The 16,293-nt window shown below is 43.1% G+C and carries 15 protein-coding genes; 8 read left to right on the top strand and 7 right to left on the bottom strand.

What is annotated here, in order from left to right; all coding sequences use genetic code 11:
* The 3 genes from ACIQ0C_RS20075 to ACIQ0C_RS20065 form a co-directional block, all read left to right on the top strand.
* Positions 1 to 424, top strand: a 424-nt coding sequence (locus tag ACIQ0C_RS20075; protein WP_403063182.1) for an Ig-like domain-containing protein, incomplete at its 5' end; no start/stop codon positions are given.
* 410 nt (positions 425 to 834) lie between these two features.
* A complete protein-coding gene (locus ACIQ0C_RS20070; RefSeq protein ID WP_403063179.1) occupies positions 835 to 1,023 on the top strand; it encodes a DUF2712 domain-containing protein in 189 nt (62 codons plus the stop codon).
* 73 nt (positions 1,024 to 1,096) lie between these two features.
* Positions 1,097 to 1,675, top strand: coding sequence for a hypothetical protein (locus tag ACIQ0C_RS20065; protein ID WP_403063176.1), 579 nt, complete (start codon positions 1,097 to 1,099; stop codon positions 1,673 to 1,675).
* Between the two features lie 491 nt (positions 1,676 to 2,166).
* On the opposite strand, the gene ACIQ0C_RS20060 is transcribed toward ACIQ0C_RS20065, so the two are convergent.
* The 3 genes from ACIQ0C_RS20060 to gltC all read right to left on the bottom strand — a co-directional run bounded on the left by ACIQ0C_RS20060 (position 2,167) and on the right by gltC (position 4,425).
* The gene (locus ACIQ0C_RS20060; RefSeq protein WP_402840612.1) at positions 2,167 to 2,766 is read right to left on the bottom strand and encodes a hypothetical protein; all 600 of its coding nucleotides are present in this window, start codon (positions 2,764 to 2,766) and stop codon (positions 2,167 to 2,169) included.
* A 126-nt stretch (positions 2,767 to 2,892) separates the two neighbouring features.
* Positions 2,893 to 3,387, bottom strand: a complete 495-nt coding sequence (locus tag ACIQ0C_RS20055) for a spore coat protein (RefSeq protein ID WP_402840609.1) — start codon at positions 3,385 to 3,387, stop codon at positions 2,893 to 2,895.
* Positions 3,388 to 3,522: 135 nt separating this feature from the next.
* Complete coding sequence (gene gltC / locus ACIQ0C_RS20050) at positions 3,523 to 4,425, bottom strand: glutamate biosynthesis transcriptional regulator GltC (RefSeq protein WP_096340917.1); 903 nt, start codon at positions 4,423 to 4,425, stop codon at positions 3,523 to 3,525.
* Positions 4,426 to 4,558: 133 nt separating this feature from the next.
* Here gltC and gltB point away from each other — a divergent pair, with 133 nt between their 5' ends.
* Genes gltB through ACIQ0C_RS20035 form a run of 3 tightly spaced genes read left to right on the top strand, consistent with a single transcriptional unit; the run spans position 4,559 to position 10,786 of the window.
* Positions 4,559 to 9,109, top strand: a complete 4,551-nt coding sequence (gene gltB / locus ACIQ0C_RS20045; RefSeq protein ID WP_403063172.1) for a glutamate synthase large subunit — start codon at positions 4,559 to 4,561, stop codon at positions 9,107 to 9,109.
* A gap of 16 nt (positions 9,110 to 9,125) precedes the next feature.
* Positions 9,126 to 10,607: a glutamate synthase small subunit gene (gene gltD / locus ACIQ0C_RS20040; protein WP_402840601.1), complete on the top strand. Its 1,482-nt coding sequence runs from the start codon at positions 9,126 to 9,128 to the stop codon at positions 10,605 to 10,607.
* 23 nt (positions 10,608 to 10,630) lie between these two features.
* The gene (locus ACIQ0C_RS20035) at positions 10,631 to 10,786 is read left to right on the top strand and encodes a hypothetical protein (RefSeq protein WP_403063169.1); all 156 of its coding nucleotides are present in this window, start codon (positions 10,631 to 10,633) and stop codon (positions 10,784 to 10,786) included.
* An 84-nt stretch (positions 10,787 to 10,870) separates the two neighbouring features.
* Here the strand turns inward: ACIQ0C_RS20035 and ACIQ0C_RS20030 are convergent, their stop codons facing one another.
* The 3 genes from ACIQ0C_RS20030 to ACIQ0C_RS20020 form a co-directional block, all read right to left on the bottom strand.
* Positions 10,871 to 11,428, bottom strand: a complete 558-nt coding sequence (locus tag ACIQ0C_RS20030) for an MEDS domain-containing protein (RefSeq protein ID WP_403063166.1) — start codon at positions 11,426 to 11,428, stop codon at positions 10,871 to 10,873.
* Positions 11,429 to 11,563: 135 nt separating this feature from the next.
* Positions 11,564 to 12,199, bottom strand: coding sequence for a FusB/FusC family EF-G-binding protein (locus ACIQ0C_RS20025; protein WP_402840595.1), 636 nt, complete (start codon positions 12,197 to 12,199; stop codon positions 11,564 to 11,566).
* A 144-nt stretch (positions 12,200 to 12,343) separates the two neighbouring features.
* Positions 12,344 to 12,607 carry a CD3324 family protein gene (locus ACIQ0C_RS20020; protein ID WP_034310602.1) on the bottom strand — a complete coding sequence of 88 codons (264 nt, stop codon included), beginning with the start codon at positions 12,605 to 12,607 and terminating at the stop codon, positions 12,344 to 12,346.
* A gap of 358 nt (positions 12,608 to 12,965) precedes the next feature.
* Here ACIQ0C_RS20020 and ACIQ0C_RS20015 point away from each other — a divergent pair, with 358 nt between their 5' ends.
* Positions 12,966 to 13,610, top strand: a complete 645-nt coding sequence (locus tag ACIQ0C_RS20015; protein ID WP_403063163.1) for an SDR family oxidoreductase — start codon at positions 12,966 to 12,968, stop codon at positions 13,608 to 13,610.
* 42 nt (positions 13,611 to 13,652) lie between these two features.
* On the opposite strand, the gene ACIQ0C_RS20010 is transcribed toward ACIQ0C_RS20015, so the two are convergent.
* Complete coding sequence (locus tag ACIQ0C_RS20010) at positions 13,653 to 14,219, bottom strand: sugar O-acetyltransferase (protein ID WP_402840589.1); 567 nt, start codon at positions 14,217 to 14,219, stop codon at positions 13,653 to 13,655.
* A gap of 357 nt (positions 14,220 to 14,576) precedes the next feature.
* On the opposite strand from ACIQ0C_RS20010, the gene brnQ reads away from it, so the two are divergent.
* Entirely contained in the window at positions 14,577 to 15,908 is a 1,332-nt protein-coding gene (brnQ, locus tag ACIQ0C_RS20005) for a branched-chain amino acid transport system II carrier protein (protein ID WP_403063160.1), read from the top strand.
* The last annotated feature ends 385 nt before the right edge of the window (positions 15,909 to 16,293 follow it).

The following is a 16,293-nucleotide window of genomic DNA, read 5'->3' as shown; positions in this document are numbered from 1 at the left end:
GTTTACCGTGAAGCACAGCAATAAAAACATCGGAACGGCAAAAGCTGATAGTAAGGGGAACTTCTCCATCAAAATCAGCAAGAAAAAAGCAGGGTCCGTATTATACGTCTCAGCAAAAGACAAAGCGGGCAATACAGGGAAAGCAGCAAAAGTAACAGTTAAAGATAAAACGGCTCCAGGAGCACCAAAGGTGAATGAAGTAAACGATAAAGCAACAAAAGTAACAGGTAAAGCCGAAATCGGTTCAACCGTTACCGTGAAGCACAGCAATAAAAACATCGGAACGGCAAAAGCTGATAGTAAGGGGAACTTCTCCATCAAAATCAGCAAGAAAAAAGCAGGGTCCGCATTATACGTCTCAGCAAAAGACAAAGCCGGCAATACAGGAAAAGCAGCAAAAGTAACCGTTAAAAAATCTAATTAGTAACAGGTGAAGGCCGTTTAACTACATGTTAAACGGCCTTTTTTTGTGAGAAGCCCATTAGCTAATGTAGATGCCAGTTTCCCTGCCCCGACGGCCGATTTGATGTGGCTTAAGATAAGATGATAAGCATGAGATGATCTTAATTAAAATCGATGAGAATTCCGACATTTTTTGTGCGACTATTTTTTTTGACTTGCCAATGTCATTTTTTTAGTAACATAAGAATTGATTTATAAAAAACTACTATAAGGAAATGCAGTATAAGTATATTTTTTTACAAAATAGTCCTTTTTTACCATAAAAATATTGGTAGAATAGGTATAAAGTGGTACTATTAACCTAGGAAATAAATATTCAAGAGGAAATAAAATGAAAAAAGTAAGAGTAATGGCATTAGGGACTATTTTAGCTTGCTCAATTGGTTAGGAACGCTTTCAGTTGAAGCAGGACATGATAATTCGGGATATTCATTTACGATTAAGAAAGAGCAAGCTAACTCGTACACAGGTACAGAGTATCGCCAAACGACTATGGAACGGAATACATGGAAAGTTAGAATGTATAAATCAACAGAAGGAACTAATGCTTTAACTACTTGATAATGGAGGAATCGTCTTTGACTCTAAATAAAAGAATGGCAGCGTTAAGCTTACTCGTATTAGTAGATATGAATTGTACTTTGTTTCTTCACCTGATAGTAAAGGTACCAGAAATGCTGAAAATAATACTGCTTCCTATAAGGTGTTACAATCACAAAAAATCATTGTCGGTAAAGATATCGATCCAGGCTATTATGATATTAAAGCCCTCGAAAATGAATCGGAATTTTTTGGTGACAAAATGCATAAAAATGATGTGTTTCATGCGGTGCCTTTTCATATGAATGGTAATATCCCGCTTAAAGGGAAAATTGAATTCAGGCCATCTAAATTTGAAAAAGCGGCGAAAATTGGTCAAAAAATCATCCTTAAAGAACCTGGTCATTATGTGGTCGGTACAGAAATACAAGCAGGGAATTATGTACTATCAAGGACATCTGATAACATCCGAGTGTTCGTTGATATAAAAGATGAAACGGAAACCGAAAGTTTGCAAACGATTCAATGGGAAATCGACGAAAAAGTGAAAAAACCAATCGAAATCGAACTGAAAAAAGGCTATAACGTGTATATCGATAAAGCGGGAAAAGATGGATATATATCAAATAAGGGTGATCTGGTATTGGAGAGAAATGATGAGGATAGTGAGTAATATAAGGGGATTAATATTAATTTACTTCCGAAATGATAAGGAATCAAGCCGCAAAAGCGGATTCCTTATTTCAAATGTATATACCTAGGGCGGGATTTTCGAGGGTCCATATATCCGCCGGTTATTTGATGTCCTAGAGAGCTCGCGATGACCACTGCTGCAAAGAGGAGGATGATTTTCTTCAAATTAATAATCTTCTTTCCGTTTTTTTATTTTTAAAGATTACACCCAAATACCTCTTCCTTCAACCCCTTTTTACAATGTAGAAAAATTTACTACATTAAAACCTTCCATCCTATAATTTGAACTTACTCATCTATCGAATGAGCGAAGTCAGTCATCTAATGGGCTTTTCCACCTTCATCCATTAGATGACAAACCTTTTTTGATTCTTTCAAATGCCCATTTATTTTCTCGAAGCCATAGAGTTGAACGATCCACTTTTGCCATAGTATCGTGCTAAAACAAACTTGCCCCTGCGTTTGGTCAGCTCATTTAGTGAATTCACTTCTCAAGAGGTAGACAACATCGTATTCCTTCAACTCGTCCATATGTGCATCCATATCACCATAAAAATCAGTGGAAAGTGAACGTATGCCCTCATTTCCGCTTGAGTAACATATACTCGCCAATGCTAGTTTGTTTGTGCTGTTTATTTTGAGTTTGCCAGCACTGCCCCATACGCTGGAATCCATTTCATCAATGGTTTCAGGATAAGTAACCGTATCCGTACCATCATCGTTTTGAATGCTGACGTTGAACATCGATCGTTTTTGGTCAGCATCCGTTTTGGATGTGGTGAAGATGATCGTCCCATTCTTTTCAACCCCAGTTGTCATGCGGCCTTTTTCCTCTTCAACTAGTTTGCCGAATTCATATTTTTCGACCCAGACGGACATCTCCTTGTATGTATCATCAACATTGAAATCAATAAGAAAGGAATGTTCACTTGAATTTTCCAAGATGGCCTTTTCCCTTGCTGTCAGCTCAGGAATTGAAAGGTTATTCTCGGATTTTGGCTCATCGGCCTTACATGCGACTAAAGAAAATGAGAGAAGGGATAGGATGATGGATAAAAAGATCTTTTTCATGAATTTCACCTCTTGAATACTTTTAACCTAATTAAAACCAATTCTTGTATATTATAACATGGTAATGAAAACGGAATCGGAACGCGGCAAAAAGGCAAGCAATCGGTATGCTTGCCTTTTTTGCATTTAGAAAGGTTGGGATAGAGCCTTATTGGCAACATCGACGTCATTTTGAAGCAATTGGTTCAAGTCATAAGCAGGATAGAGGTTTCTTTCATACAGATAGTTGAATATCTTGGCATGTGTATCGATGGCTCCATTTAACTGTTTCTTAAATACTTTTCGAAGGGAAGGGGTGGCTGTTTCAGTAATCGCCAGTGCATAATTTTTGATGGATGATTTGGCAAAGCCAAGCAATTCCCCGGCAGCGGCGGCCGATGCTTCATCCCTTGATACATCGTCATCCCGGCCCGTCTTAGGCGTCAACGGGTAAAATTGCAGCAGCTCCATGATGTTTTGGGTAAGGGTGTCAATCGTTTGCTTATAAATCGTTTTTAGAATGGGGTCTTTTATTTTTGGATAAGCTTTTTTAAATTTCATAAGGGCATTGGACTGTGCAGCGACCAACTCATGAAGCTCGAGTGTTTCATGCCAAGCAAGATGTGAATGGGTGGGTTGCATTTAAATTCCTCCTGAACGAATAATCTTGATACATTATTCGTTCAGTGGGCTATAGGTAAGTTGTCTAGTGAAATATTTATGGGAAGAGCTGTCCCATCTTCGATTTCCATTACAGTTTAGAAGGATCGCCATGTTTTATTGATATTGCTCGAGAACAGAGAAGAACTTTTTGGCAAATTGGTAAAAAAGTTTTTCTGATGGTGCCAAGTCCCTGTTTTTGGGAGTGATGATGCCGACAGTCCGTTTGACTTCGGGTGTATCGATCGGGATCTTGACAGTCAGTCTTGGAATGACTTCATAAAAGGTACTGTCAGGGAGCAGACTGACTCCGATGCCGGCAGAAACGAGACCTTTTATGGAATCCATGTCTTCACCTTCCGAGGCGATGTTCGGTGTGAAGCCGGCTGCTTTGCACGCTTCGAGAGCGATAGTGTGAAAGATATAGCCTTTTGGAAACAAGACGAAGGGATCATTTCGCAAGTCACTTAGGCGCAGGCTCTTCCTATCAGCCAATGGGTGAGTTATTGGCAGTAAAGCGGATATGTTTTCCGTGAACAGGATATGACCTTCGATATCTGGATCGTTTGTCGGGATCGGTCCAAGGAAGGCTAATCCGATTTCGCGATTTTTGACAGCTTCCTTTAAAGAGGAATAAGATCCCTGTCTTAAGTGGAAGCCGATATTCGGCTGCTCATCTTTAAAAGCGGAAATGACGGTAGGCAATAAATGGGTGGAAAGGCTGGTCGGGAACCCGATTTTAATGCTTCCGTGTTCAGGGTCCAAAAACTCCTCAATTTGATATTTGGCATATTCAATCGCCTGTATCGCCGTTTTGGCATGAATTAAGAAAATTTTGCCAATAGGGGTTAACTGGATATTTCGGCCGATTTTCTCGAATAAAAGCACGCCAAGCTCATCTTCCAATCTGGAGATTTGCCGGCTGATTGCTGATTGTGCGATATGCAGGTGCTCTGCGGCTTCTGAGACGTGTTCCCTCTCGGCGACCTCAACAAAATAACGTAATTGTCGTAGTTCCATTTATTCATCCTCCTGGCATCTATCTCAAAGTGAGATAGATTCTACTAGAATTATATATTGTTTATATCGATTTGAAAACCTAGAATAAATGTAAGTGACATAACGGTGTAAGAATACGATGGGGGCGATTAATATGACATACAATCAAATACCAAAAGCACAAGGGCTCTACCATCCTGAATTTGAACATGATGCATGTGGGATCGGTTTATATGCTCATTTAAAGGGGCTTGCTACACATGACATCGTCAAACAAGGATTGAATATGCTGTGCCAATTAGATCATCGCGGCGGACAAGGCAGCGATCCCCTTACAGGAGATGGCGCAGGATTAATGGTACAGATTCCTGATGAATATTTCAGGCTGGCATGCCCGGAAATGAACTTGCCGGCAAAAGGACGCTATGGTGTAGGCATGCTCTTTTTCTCTAACAATGATGATGAACGGAATGAAATCGAAGCTCGTTTGAATGCATTTATCGAACAAGAGGGCCAAACGTTATTAGGCTGGAGAACGGTTCCTGTTGATGCAACGAAAATCGGGGAGGTCGGCAAGGAGACATGTCCGACGATCCGCCAAGTATTCATCGGGGCAAGCGTAGAGATGACCGATGATTTAGCTTTTGAGCGTAAATTGTTCATTATCAGGAAACAAGCTGAAAACTGGGCTCGTGAACGCGGCAATCGTTTTTATTTTGCCAGCCTTTCAAGTGCTACGATCGTTTACAAAGGATTATTGACGCCAGAGCAGGTGGATGCTTTTTATCTTGACCTTCAACAGGAGTCTTTCGTTTCGGCTTTCGCTTTAGTGCATTCCCGCTTCAGCACAAATACTTTTCCAAGTTGGGAAAGGGCACATCCAAACCGCTACCTGATCCATAATGGCGAAATCAATACGCTTAGAGGTAATGTGAATTGGATGAAAGCGCGTGAGCAGCAGTTTGTTTCGGAAGCATTCGGGGATGACCTGCAAAAGGTCCTGCCTATTCTGGATATAGACGGCAGTGATTCCTCGATTCTTGATAATGCACTTGAATTCTTCGTGCTTGCCGGGCGTAAACCGGCACATGCGGCGATGATGCTCATTCCTGAACCGTGGACGGAAAATCCGCATATGACGAAAGAAAAGAAAGCATTTTACGAATATCATAGCATGCTCATGGAGCCATGGGATGGACCTACGGCCATATCCTTTACGAATGGCAAGCAAATCGGTGCCATCCTGGATCGAAATGGTTTAAGGCCGGCAAGGTATTATGTGACAAAAGATGATTACATCATTTTCTCCTCTGAAGTCGGAGTGATCGATGTGGAGCCGGAGAATGTATTATATAAAGATCGTTTAAGCCCAGGCAGAATGCTTTTAATAGATTTAGAGGAAGGCCGTATTGTTTCCGATGAAGAGATCAAGTCGGAAATGGCTCAGGAAAATCCATATCAGCAATGGCTGGACGAACAGCTTGTTCAATTAAGTGACGAAGAACCTGTGCTCGAAGTTGAGCCTTTGAGTGATTTATCATTCCGGCAAAAAGCGTTCGGATACACGTATGAAGATGTCCAAAAATATTTACTGCCGGTCATTAACGAAGGCAAGGATCCACTGGGCAGCATGGGCAATGACATTCCGTTAGCGGTCTTATCAGATCGTCCGCAATCGCTTTTCAACTATTTCAAGCAATCTTTTGCACAGGTAACCAACCCGCCGATCGATTCGCTGCGTGAACAGATCGTCACGTCAACGATGACATTTCTCGGTGCGGAAGGAGATTTGCTGAAACCGGATGAAACGAACAGCCGCCGCATCCAATTGGATTCACCTGTTTTGACGCCAGGTCAAATGCTGCAGTTGAAAGAAAATGCCTATCCTGAATTCAGGAGCAAAGTCATTCACACTTTATTTTCAGAAGATTTAGAGAGCGAACTCGATCGCATCTGCCGTGAAGCGGAACAAGCGATCGCTGATGGTGTCAGCCTTTTGATATTATCTGACAAGGATATGAGCAAAGAAAAAGCTGCGATTCCTTCCCTGCTGGCTGCGAGTGCCCTTCATCAAGAGCTGATCCGTCATGGGAACCGTACGAAAGTGAGCATTATCGTTGAATCGGGGGAAGCAAGGGAAGTCCATCATTATGCGTCCCTGATCGGGTATGGAGTGGATGCGATTTACCCGTACCTTGCTTATGAAACATATAAGCAGGCGGTATTGGAAGGCAGTTTGGCCATCAGCTACGAAGAAACGGTGAAGAAATATGTAAGCTCTGTGACAGAAGGCATCGTAAAAGTGATGTCGAAAATGGGGATTTCAACGATTCAAAGTTATCGCGGCGCACAAATTTTCGAAGCGGTCGGAATCGGTGCTGACGTTATCGAACGCTATTTCAGCGGTACGGCATCGCAGCTTAGCGGGATCGATTTGGAAACGATCGCGGATGAAGCGTTGATTCGCCATAGGAAAGCTGCTGCCGATTCCCTTGATGAAACTCTTGAAAGCGGAAGTGACTTTCAATGGAGAAAAACAGGGGAACATCATGCTTTCAATCCTAAAACGATCCATACACTGCAATGGGCCTGCCGGAAAGGCGATTATAATTTATTTAAGCAATATTCAAACTTGGCGAATGAAGAGAGACTCGGGTTTTTACGGAATTTATTCTCGTTCGATCAAAAACGCCAAAGCATTTCAATAGATGAAGTGGAATCCGTGGAATCCATCGTCAGCCGATTCAAAACGGGTGCGATGTCATTCGGTTCATTGAGTCAGGAAGCACATGAAACATTAGCGATTGCGATGAACCGATTAGGCGGAAAAAGCAATAGCGGTGAAGGCGGGGAACACCCTGGCCGTTACCAACTGGATGAAAACGGCGATGACCGCCGCAGCGGTATTAAACAAATTGCGTCCGGTCGTTTTGGAGTGAAAAGCCATTACCTTGTTAATGCCGATGAACTTCAGATCAAAATGGCACAAGGTGCAAAGCCGGGTGAAGGCGGCCAGCTGCCAGGAAACAAAGTATATCCTTGGGTAGCAGAGGTCCGTGGTTCCACACCAGGTGTCGGCCTGATTTCACCGCCTCCGCATCATGATATCTATTCGATTGAAGATCTGGCACAGCTGATCCATGATTTAAAAAATGCGAACCGTGATGCCAGGATCAGCGTCAAGCTTGTGTCAAAAGCAGGCGTAGGCACGATTGCAGCCGGTGTTGCCAAAGGAGCCGCAGATGTCATCGTTATCAGCGGGTATGATGGCGGTACGGGTGCATCACCAAAAACGAGTATCAAACATACTGGTCTTCCTTGGGAGCTGGGTCTTGCCGAAGCACACCAAACATTGATGCTGAATGGCCTGCGCAGCCGTGTAGTCCTTGAAACGGATGGAAAGTTAATGACGGGACGCGATGTAGTCATGGCAGCTATCCTTGGAGCGGAAGAATTTGGCTTTGCTACAGCACCGCTTGTGGTCCTTGGCTGTGTCATGATGCGTGCTTGCCATTTGGATACATGTCCTGTAGGGGTAGCTACTCAAAACCCTGAGCTTCGCAGCAAATTCACTGGAGATCCGGATCATGTCGTGAATTTCATGCGCTTCATCGCTGAGGAAGTCCGGGAAACGATGGCTGAGCTTGGTTTTAGAACACTGGAAGAAATGGTCGGCCGCACTGATGTTTTACAAGTGAGCGAGCGGGCACAAAACCATTGGAAAGCGAAGCACCTGGACTTGACGACACTTCTTTTCCAACCGGAAGGGATTCGTACGTACCAACTTCCTCAAAACCATAAAATAGAAGAATCTTTGGATATCCGTGAGATTTTACCTGTTGTGGAGCCTGCTTTAAATGACCAAACCCAGGTGGATGTCAGCTTCCCGATTACAAACGTGAACCGTGTGGTCGGAACGATTGTCGGCAGTGAAATATCCAAACGCTACGGTGAAGAAGGGTTGCCTGAAGATACGATCACACTTCGTTTTACGGGATCGGCGGGCCAGAGCTTCGGTGCGTTCATTCCAAAAGGGATGTCGATGTATTTGACAGGTGATGTCAATGACTATGTTGGGAAAGGCTTATCTGGCGGGAAGATCATTGTCACAGCACCTGCTGGCAATCAGATCGAGGCTGGGGACAATGTAATTGCCGGAAATATCGCCTTATATGGTGGAACAAGCGGCGAGGCCTACATTAATGGCCGTGCGGGAGAACGATTTGCAGTGCGGAATAGCGGAGTCAATGTCGTCGTTGAAGGAATTGGAGACCATGGCTGTGAGTATATGACAGGCGGACGCGTGGTCATCCTGGGCGATGTCGGCAAAAACTTTGCGGCAGGCATGTCAGGCGGCATCGCTTATGTACTTGCTGATGATGCAGAAGAATTCAAGGCATTATGCAATGGTGAAATGATAGAATTCGAGACGCTTGATGATATGGATGATGCAAACGAGGTAAAAGAAATGCTTTACAGCCACCTTCATTATACAGAAAGTGCCAAAGCATCGTATGTACTGGAGAACTGGGAGGATTTCGCCAAGAAATTCGTAAAAGTCATTCCGAAAGATTACAAACGGATGATCAAAAGCATCAATGAGCAGAAGCGTGCAGGGCTAACGGATGAAGAAGCGATCATGAGTGCATTCCAAGCAAATGCCGTTCAAGATAAAAAAATCACTAAACAAGCTGTGATGCAGTAAGGAAGGGGAGAGAAAGATGGGAAAAGCAACAGGATTTATGGATTATCCGCGAGAAAAACCAAAAGACCGGAATCCTCTCACTCGTTTAAACGACTGGAGAGAGTATACAGCTCCTTTCTCTGATGAAAAGTTAAGTACACAGGGAGCGCGTTGTATGGACTGCGCCACTCCTTTCTGCCATATGGGCATGGAATTGAACCGAGTCACAACGGGCTGTCCGATTCATAATCTGATTCCGGAGTGGAATGATTTGGTGTACCGCGGCAGATGGAAAGAAGCATTGGACCGTTTATCGAAAACAAATAATTTCCCTGAATTCACCGGGCGCGTCTGCCCGGCCCCTTGTGAAGGGTCTTGTACGGTAGCGATAAGCGATCCTGCCGTTACCATCAAGAACATTGAACGGACCATCATCGATAAAGGATTTGAAAATGGCTGGATAACGCCTCGCATCCCTGAAAGCAGGACCGGCAAGAAAATTGCCATCATCGGTTCAGGCCCGGCAGGATTGGCGAGTGCCGACCAGTTGAATCAAGCAGGGCATTCGGTCACCGTTTATGAGCGCTCAGACCGTGCAGGAGGGCTGTTGACATACGGCATCCCGAACATGAAACTTGAAAAAGATGTCGTTGCACGCCGAATCAAATTATTGACTCAGGAAGGCATCGATTTCATTACCAATACAGAAGTAGGCAAAGATATAACAGCCGAAGAACTGCAAGATCAATATGATGCAGTCATCCTTTGCACAGGTGCCCAAAAGCAGCGTGACCTGGTAATTGAAGGACGCGGGGCATCAGGCATTCACCTTGCAATGGATTACTTGACGACCTCGACTAAAAGCCTGCTGGATTCCAATTTTGAAGACGGCAAGTTCATTGATACAAAGGGGAAGGACGTCATCGTCATCGGCGGCGGGGATACAGGAGCTGACTGTGTCGCAACTGCCCTTCGCCAGGAATGTAAGAGCGTCGTACAATTCGGGAAGCATCCAATCCTTCCGACGGCCCGTACATCTGATAATATGTGGCCAGCCTACCCGAATGTATTTTCCCTTGATTATGCATATGAAGAAGCGGAAGCGAAATTCGGTGCAGATCCGCGTCAATATTCAATCCAAACAAAGAAGATTGTAGCCGATGAAAACGGCAACGTTAAGGAACTGCACACAATTTCAATGGAAAAAATCAAAGGCGATGACGGAATGTACATTTTCAGGGAAGTTCCAGGAACTGAAAAAGTATGGCCTGCACAATTCGTTTTCATCGCAATCGGATTTGAAGGAACCGAAATGCCGCTATTAACTCAATTTGGCGTAGAAACAGTAAATCAAAAAATTGATGCCGTTTATGGCGAATACAGAACGAATGTTGAAGGGGTGTTCGCTGCCGGAGATGCTAGAAGAGGGCAAAGCCTCATCGTTTGGGCAATCAATGAAGGTCGAGAAGTGGCAAGAGAAGTGGACCGCTACTTGATGGGCGCGACCGTATTACCTTAATTCCGAAAAAAGGAAGTGCCGTTATGGTGCTTCTTTTTTTGTGTGGTGTGAAATGTGTACTCACGAGTAAATGGCCGGAATTCACGAGTAAAACGGCAAAACTCACGAGTAAATGCCCCGAATTCACGAGTAAAACGCCAAAACTCACGAGTAAAGCACAAAGCTCAAAGGGTGACTAACTAAAACCATTAGGGATTCATGATGATAATTCAATAATGATACAAAAACAACACGCTTAGGGGAATTCCTAAGCGTGTTGTGTATTATTTCAAGCTAGTTGGCAAGTATTGTTCACAGGTGATGATATCATCGTCTTTTAGAACATAAGGATGTGTTTCCAGCAATATGGTTTTCAGGTATTCTGGCATCCTCTCACCTTTGTACGCACAAATTAATGGAAATGACAGCAGATTTACAGCTTTATCTACTGTTCTCTCAAATTCCTCTATGATATGCAGCGGTTCTTCCAAGGTCGCCCATTCCAAATGTGCCCATGATCGGAAAGAGATTTTATTTTCCACATAGGGCTGTACCGTTTTATTAAAGTATTCCTCGATTGCATGAGGATGATAACTGCCGCTTGAGCAATAGAAATCGAAGTTGTTCACAAAGTGAAGGAGCTCCATTTGATCTTTCGTTAACCGAGTGCTTAGTTCTTTATGAATAATGGGGTAAATACGGTCATTTTCAACAAGAATGACATGATCTCCCGCCATGATGCCATCTTGGATATAACTTAAAACTTGTTTAATGTAATTTTCCATTTCAGTATAGGAATACAGCACATGAACATTTTTCTGGTCTTCGAACAACTGATTCATTTTGCTTTTTCAATATATCAATCCTTCTTTCTAGTATCGCCTCCATTATACTGGAATTCGATAGACAGGACAAAATGAGAATTTTTTAACAAGGGAAAAAGCAATCCTTCACCATTGAAGGATTGCTTTTCCTTGTTATTTCAGCCGTTCGATCAGGTCGGTCATTTTATCCAAAGTGGTTATGTTCTGGTTGCATTTCATACTGTCCAGACAAATATAATTCCCTTTTTTAATGAATGTCCCTTGGACTGTTCCTTTTGTTTCAGACATGAACATCCCTACTTCTTCAAACCGGCTGCATATGGCACAGATCCCCTTTTTATTTGCAGGTTTAATGGTCCCGTGCAATCCGGTGAGTTTATTATGATGGGGTGCAATGATGAATTTCTTTCCGGATCCGACATCATCCCATCCCAGGTATGAAATCTCTCTCAAATCGATGTTCTCCAACAAAGGGGTTTTTAATTTCTTTGCTTTAGGAAATAATTTTTTTATCGTTTTTTCGGTTACTTCTTTAAATGGGATCACAAATGGCTTCACCTGTAAGAGAAAGGCCTCGGCTTGTGCGGAATCCTTGATGGTATCCACTGGGTCCAGCAGTTGTTTTTGCTCTTCGTTCAAGTCACTGAATAAGCTTAGTACTCGTTCTTTGGCGACTGTTTTCAGGGTGTTGATCACATCCTTATCGTTGGCAGTCGCGTGTCCATTTATGAGAATTTGTGTTTGGGATTTTATGAAGTTATACTGCTCGCTCCTGATAAAAGCTTCCATTTTCTTCACTCCTGTTTCTGCATGTGTTACCGTTTCACTTTACTTTACATAAATTGCATCTGCTTTAAAAGGGGGAAAACGACTAAGAAACATACTCGGCATACAAATAGCACTGACATCATTATCAGTGCTACCCGTGTAATCCTATTTAGAATAAACGATTTTCTTGATGGTTTCCGCGGAAAGAAAATGTTCCTCGGCTAATTGATGGATGGAATGACCGTCTTTGAATGCATATTTTATAGAGGCATTCCGGTCATCGATCAATTCCCTTGATCCCGAACGGGTTCCCCATTTGTGATGGGCCTTTTCGGGTTTAGGGATATATATGGTTTCACCTTGCACATACTTTTGAATTTCAACGATCAGCTTTTCAGGTAAAACGGCCGTCGCTTTTACATATTTCATTTCTGCCAGCCCCTTATTCTTTATTAAGAATGAAATAAGGTGCAAAGCCGAATATTAGAAATGATAAGGCGGGCGATTGAGTTTAGCTTAATTCAACCCCATGCAAAGTATCGCCTCCAATACTAGGCTTTGCATGAGACGCTGCAGAAGGTGGCATTAACATTATTATTGCCATCTTTACACCTCCCCTTTGTGTTTCTGAATAACACGTGTTGTTCTTATTATAAAATATATAAGTGTAGTTGCCAAACTTTTTCCAATGTTAAAGCTGAATCGGCGGGCTGATTGTTTGATAATGTTCTGAGTCCATGAAATAATTTGAAAGGAATCCAAACTAACCATTATGGGAGCTGACTTTATGAAAGTATTCGTAGTTGGGGCAAATGGGCAGATCGGTAAACATCTTGTAGATTTATTAAAAGATAGCCCGGAACATCGTGTACGGGCAATGGTACGCAAAGAAGAGCAAAGTGAGCATTTAGAGAAAAATGGAATTGAATCTGCAGTCGTCAGTTTAACTGGATCAGTGGATGAGATTACGAATGCGGCAAAAGGCTGTGATGCCATCGTGTTCACAGCAGGATCCGGAGGGAGCACCGGCGCTGATCAAACGCTGTTGATTGATCTGGATGGTGCAGTTAAAACGATTGAAGCGGCAGAAAACTTGGGAATCGACCGATTCATCATGGTGAGTGCTTTTCAGGCCAATAATCGCGAAAACTGGAATGAAGCCATCAAACCGTATTATGTGGCCAAGCACTATGCGGATAGGGCATTGTTACAAAGCGATTTAAATTATACGATCATTCGGCCTGGCGGACTGGTGAATGAACCGGGAACAGGCAAAGTGACCGCGGCCGAGGAATTGGAAAGAGGTTCGATTGCCCGTGAAGATGTGGCTCGAACGATTCTTGCTTCATTGACCGAAGAAAATACCTATAAGCGTTCATTTGATTTAATCTCTGGCGATACTGCAATCGCGGAAGCATTGAGGAAAATTTAACGAAAAACAGGGGCAGAGCCACTCGGGGGGAGTAGGCTCTGCTTATTTAATTCCTTCGATATGCTTGATGACCTTCGCTGGGTTTCCGCCGACAACAACGCCTTCAGGAACATCCTTTGTTACGACTGCCCCTGAGGCGACGACGGAATGGCTCCCTATTGTAACGCCAGGATTGATGATGGCCCTGCCGCCTATCCATACATGATCCCCTATCGTAACCGGTTTTCCGTATTCCACTCCAGAACTGCGTTCAAAGGGATCCAGTGGATGTGTGGCTGTATAGATATGCACTCCGGGAGCCAACATGCAGTCCCTGCCAATTGTCACTTCACAAACATCCAAAATGACACAATCAAAATTAGCATAAAAGTTTTCCCCGACAGAAATGTTGTATCCATAGTCACAACGGAAAGTGGGTTCAATATATACATTTAGCCCAGTGGAACCTAAAAGCCTTTTCAGCAGTGCAGTCCGTTCATCCCCTTCGCTTTCCGTTGTCTGATTGTATAACCGGGTCAACTTTCTGGCATTTTCCCTATCTCTGATTAATTCCGGATCGGCGGCCATGTAAGGTTTCCCGCTCACCATCTTTTCTTTTTCGGTATTCATGTTTACTCCTCCTGTTTTTCTTGTTTTTTATATAGTTTGGATAAATATCTGAATATTAAAACATTCTTTCCGCAAAATAAATTGCAGTACTTTTTACTCAACTTTTCTGTTGAATCTAAATGTCTCTCTCGTTTTCTTAAAAAGAAGTAAGAAAAGAAAGATTTTTCCGAATAATGAATGAAATAGCTTTGACAAACGTTCCACCGGATTTTATAGTAAGGAGAGTCATGGATGATTCATAGCATGAGGTCCATTTTAACTGATTAGTAGAATGGTTCGAAGTTCATGTCTTTTTTACCGGGAATTGTTGGACAACTCTTTCTTCTTTAAGATAATCAAAACAATGGAGGGCTCTATATGTCACAGAAAGCACCGCTGTCTTTTGTCATTGTAACAGGATTAATGCTTTTTGCTTTGTTTTTTGGTGCAGGAAACTTAATTTTCCCTGCCATGCTCGGTCAATCCGCAGGGACCAATTTATGGTCGGCCAGTTTAGGATTCATCATTACTGGTGTTGGACTGCCATTCATTACAATATTGGCCTTTGGTTTTTCGGGAAAAAATGATGTTCAATCGCTTGCGAGCAGGGCACATCCGTTATTCGGCATCATTTTCACAGTCGTTCTTTATTTATCTTTGGGACCGCTTTTCGCGCTTCCCAGAACAGGGAGTGTATCCTACGAAATAGGGATTAAACCTTTCCTATCTAATGATGTCGGTTTTTTACCACTGCTGATATTCACGATCATATACTTTGGAATTGCCTGTTTATTATCCATCAATCCATCAAAAATGCTGGATATCGTCGGAAAAATATTAACACCTTTATTATTGATTTTCATCGGGATTCTCATTGTGGTCGCAATTATTAACCCAATGGGTGAAATCCAGTCACCAGCGGCAGATTATTCAGATAATTCTTTCTTCAAGGGATTTAAAGAAGGATATTTGACTATGGATACGCTGGCAGCATTTGCTTTTGGGATCATCGTCATCAACGCGATCAAAGATAAAGGGATAACATCCAGAAAAGAAGTGTTAGGCTTTTGTCTGAAAGCCGGCATTATAGCTGCCGCTTTGCTGGTGATTGTTTATACGTCCTTAGCTTATGTCGGGGCAACAAGTGTGGAAAAACTCGGTCTGCTGGGTAATGGCGGAGACGTTTTGGCTCAAGCCTCGAATCATTTTTTCGGATCGGCTGGCGCCGTGTTGTTAGGGTTGATTGTAATCGCTGCTTGCCTGACGACAAGCATCGGTTTGATAACGGCTTGTGCTACGTATTTCAATAAATTAATGCCTGCCGTATCGTATAAATCATACGTCGTCATCTTCTCCGTTTTCAGTGCGGCTGTTGCCAATGTAGGTTTGACCAAGCTGATTTCCATTACAGTGCCTGTGTTAACGGCGCTTTATCCCGTGGCGATCGTTTTGATTGTTCTTACGTTCTTCCATTCCTTTTTCAAAGGGAAATCGGAGGTATATTTAGGAAGCTTATTATTAACGGCCATCATCAGCATAATGGATGGAATAGTGGCATCAGGCATTAAAATGGAAGCTGTTTCTGACCTTTTCAATCAATACCTTCCACTATATAGTGTAGGGGTGGGATGGGTGATTCCTGCCATCATCGGCGGTGTATTGGGCTATATGGTATACTTATTGAAAGGTGACCCTAAGGAAGCCTATTAAGGGTCATCAAAATGAACTCGAATAACGTTGCCTCCAGGCACTCGCTTTCCGCGGGCGGTCCGCCCTCGGCGCTCTTTGCGCATGTGGGGTCTCCCTTGGACACGCTTTTCCCGCAGGAGTCCCGTACCTTCCGTTCCAATTAACTGGGTTGTTTCATTGGATTGAAGAAATTTGCGACACTGCTCCCGAATAACTGGCCAGCCGAGACCCCACAGCCGCTTGCAGTGAGGAGGCTTGGCAGCCAGTCGGCGGAAAGGGGGCGGATTTCTGAATAAAACTGCAGGGCAAACTCGCTTTACTCCGAGTTTTTCTACAGTCTGGGAGCTGTCTTGATGACAGCTCCTTTTCTTAGTGTTTGTTTTTAATGCGAAAGAGCCTTAAAATG

Origin of the sequence: Peribacillus sp. NPDC096448 (assembly GCF_044762675.1) — a bacterium.
Classification (GTDB): Bacteria; Bacillota; Bacilli; order Bacillales; family DSM-1321; genus Peribacillus; species Peribacillus frigoritolerans_B.
This window is presented reverse-complemented; position numbering and strand designations above follow the sequence as displayed.

Bases quoted from the DNA above. Each gene is read 5' to 3' on its own strand.
- ACIQ0C_RS20060 (WP_402840612.1), bottom strand. From the start codon at position 2,766: ATGAAAAAGATCTTTTTATCCATCATCCTATCCCTTCTCTCATTTTCT.
- ACIQ0C_RS20055 (WP_402840609.1), bottom strand. From the start codon at position 3,387: ATGCAACCCACCCATTCACATCTTGCTTGGCATGAAACACTCGAGCTT.
- gltC (WP_096340917.1), bottom strand. From the start codon at position 4,425: ATGGAACTACGACAATTACGTTATTTTGTTGAGGTCGCCGAGAGGGAA.
- gltB (WP_403063172.1), top strand. From the start codon at position 4,559: ATGACATACAATCAAATACCAAAAGCACAAGGGCTCTACCATCCTGAA.
- gltD (WP_402840601.1), top strand. From the start codon at position 9,126: ATGGGAAAAGCAACAGGATTTATGGATTATCCGCGAGAAAAACCAAAA.
- ACIQ0C_RS20035 (WP_403063169.1), top strand. From the start codon at position 10,631: ATGGTGCTTCTTTTTTTGTGTGGTGTGAAATGTGTACTCACGAGTAAA.
- ACIQ0C_RS20030 (WP_403063166.1), bottom strand. From the start codon at position 11,428: ATGAATCAGTTGTTCGAAGACCAGAAAAATGTTCATGTGCTGTATTCC.
- ACIQ0C_RS20025 (WP_402840595.1), bottom strand. From the start codon at position 12,199: ATGGAAGCTTTTATCAGGAGCGAGCAGTATAACTTCATAAAATCCCAA.
- ACIQ0C_RS20020 (WP_034310602.1), bottom strand. From the start codon at position 12,607: ATGAAATATGTAAAAGCGACGGCCGTTTTACCTGAAAAGCTGATCGTT.
- ACIQ0C_RS20015 (WP_403063163.1), top strand. From the start codon at position 12,966: ATGAAAGTATTCGTAGTTGGGGCAAATGGGCAGATCGGTAAACATCTT.
- ACIQ0C_RS20010 (WP_402840589.1), bottom strand. From the start codon at position 14,219: ATGAATACCGAAAAAGAAAAGATGGTGAGCGGGAAACCTTACATGGCC.
- brnQ (WP_403063160.1), top strand. From the start codon at position 14,577: ATGTCACAGAAAGCACCGCTGTCTTTTGTCATTGTAACAGGATTAATG.